Below are 1,901 nucleotides of genomic sequence, written 5' to 3'. Positions count from 1 at the left end.
GGGCCCTACCCCTTGATCGTGGGCACCCTGATCATTGGATCGTGATGATCCATAGGACAGGAGTTCCCGTTGGGGACGTCGAAGTACTCGCCTGAGTTCCGGGCCGATGCCGTCGCGCTATACCACGCGAGCCCGGGTGGGACGTATGCGTCGGTGGCCAAGGACGTGGGCGTCAACCACGAGACGCTGCGCACGTGGGTGCGGGATGCCGAGCAGGCCGCCCGGCCCGGGGCGGTGGAGGCCACCGCGATGGAGAAGGAGAACCGTCAGCTGCGGGCGCGGGTGAAGGAACTCGAGCTCGAGCCGGAGATCCTGCGGAGGGCTGCGAAGTATTTTGCGGCCGAGACCAGCTGGGTCTCCGGGGCCACCAAGCTCATGCACCGCCTCGGGTTCTCCCCGCAGATGCCGGCACGGCGGGTTGCCGAGCGCGACGAGCAGGCCGTCGAGGCGTGGAAGGAGACGACCTGGGCGGAGGTAAAAGAGCACGGGCGGCCTGCGGAGGATGGATCTGCTTCGAGGACGAAACAGGATTCACCCGCTGGCCGCCCCGAGGACGGACCTGGGGACGGCGTGGCGTCACCCCGGTCGTGACGGTCAGCGGCCGCCGCTCCGGACGCCTGTCCGTCGCCGGACTCATCGCGGTACGACCAAGCTCCAGGACCCGACTGTGCCACCGACTGCGAGTGCACCGCAGCGGCAAGGACGAACGCCGCAGCATGGGCGAACGCGACTACATCAGCCTGATCGACGGCGTGCACCAGCTGGTCAAGGCGCCCATCGTGCTGGTGTGGGACAGGCTGAACACCCACGTCTCCCGCGCGATGCGCAAGATGATCGATGACCGGGAGTGGCGCGTTTGAGTCGATTGCGGACGAGGGTTTCGAGGCGGTCGAGGGCTACCGAGGCGAGGTTGGCGAGGCTGCGTTTGATGTGGGCCCACAGCCCTTCGACCGGGTTCAGATCCGGCGAGTAGGCGGGCAGCAGGAACACGGTCAGCCAGCCTGCAATACCGACCCGCCCTCCTCGACGGCTTCCTCGCTGGAACCGGACTTAGCCTCGACCCACCACCGCCACCCTGAAGGGATGCCTGAATCGTTCTTCCGAGTCAGAGCAGCTGATCCAGCCGCACATTCATGCGTCGGAAACCAGCTGCGTCATAGAACGCACGAGCGCCTTCGTTGAAGTCCCAGACGTCTGTCACCAGGCGTCGACAACCTGCCTTGCGTCCCACTTCACGCACCGCTTCAAGTAGCGCCGAGCCGACGCCCATGCCAGCGGCATCGGGGACTACTGCGATTTGATCAAGAGAAACGACCAGGTCCGACCGGACCAGTGCACTGGAATCCCATCTGACGACTCGAGCCTGGGCGTACCCAAGGGTTCTGCCGTCCGAGCTATCGGCGATGAAGGCGGTGACTGAGGGATCGGCCAGCCGGGCTAGGAAGAACGCCTCAAGGACGTCCTGCTCGGGCGAGTCCGTGAACAAGTCCGGACGGTGTCCCACATGCAGCTCATGAACGATGCCGTTCAGGCTTGCAAGCAGAGGAGCATCCTCGGAGGAGGCAGTTCGTATCTTGATCACAGCGACATCCTGGGCCGCCGCTCCAGTCGCTGTCACGTGGTTTTGGCTGGGCAAGCACCTACCGCTGGGCTCTTCAACGAATCGTCACCCCGAAGAGCCGACGTCAAGTAACAACCGGTGTCCACGACCAAGGGTGAAGCCCCGTTTCCCGAGATGCGGCCTTCAGGGCACTGATCCGGTTGTCGAAGCCGGGGTGAGCAAAGCAGCGGATCCGGTGCACCGTGACCACGGCCAGGCTCTCGCGCTCACCCTCGCCGTTCTGCTCCTGACCGACCGGCGTGCTGCTGACGTCCTGCTGGATCGGCCCGATTGCCACGTT

The 1,901-nt window shown here is 65.2% G+C and carries 2 protein-coding genes and 3 pseudogenes; 2 read left to right on the top strand and 3 right to left on the bottom strand.

Features of this window, described 5'->3' with window-relative positions; translation table 11 throughout:
- Window positions 1-69: 69 nt before the first annotated feature.
- Window positions 70-273, top strand: a pseudogene (locus ABT085_RS46085) (transposase); the annotation flags it as partial.
- 81 nt (window positions 274-354) lie between these two features.
- Window positions 355-825: pseudogene (locus tag ABT085_RS46965) on the top strand (winged helix-turn-helix domain-containing protein); the annotation flags it as partial.
- A 27-nt stretch (window positions 826-852) separates the two neighbouring features.
- Here the strand turns inward: ABT085_RS46965 and ABT085_RS46070 are convergent.
- The 3 genes and pseudogenes from ABT085_RS46070 to ABT085_RS46060 form a co-directional block, all read right to left on the bottom strand.
- Window positions 853-999, bottom strand: a pseudogene (locus ABT085_RS46070) (transposase); the annotation flags it as partial.
- A 106-nt stretch (window positions 1,000-1,105) separates the two neighbouring features.
- On the bottom strand, window positions 1,106-1,582 hold the full coding sequence (locus ABT085_RS46065) for a GNAT family N-acetyltransferase (RefSeq protein ID WP_351623156.1): 477 nt from the start codon (window positions 1,580-1,582) through the stop codon (window positions 1,106-1,108).
- A 103-nt stretch (window positions 1,583-1,685) separates the two neighbouring features.
- The coding region (locus tag ABT085_RS46060; RefSeq protein WP_351623154.1) for a hypothetical protein at window positions 1,686-1,901 on the bottom strand (216 nt) is incomplete at its 5' end.

This window comes from Streptomyces sp. NPDC002265, from assembly GCF_040296125.1.
Classification (GTDB): Bacteria; Actinomycetota; Actinomycetes; order Streptomycetales; family Streptomycetaceae; genus Streptomyces.
This window is presented reverse-complemented; position numbering and strand designations above follow the sequence as displayed.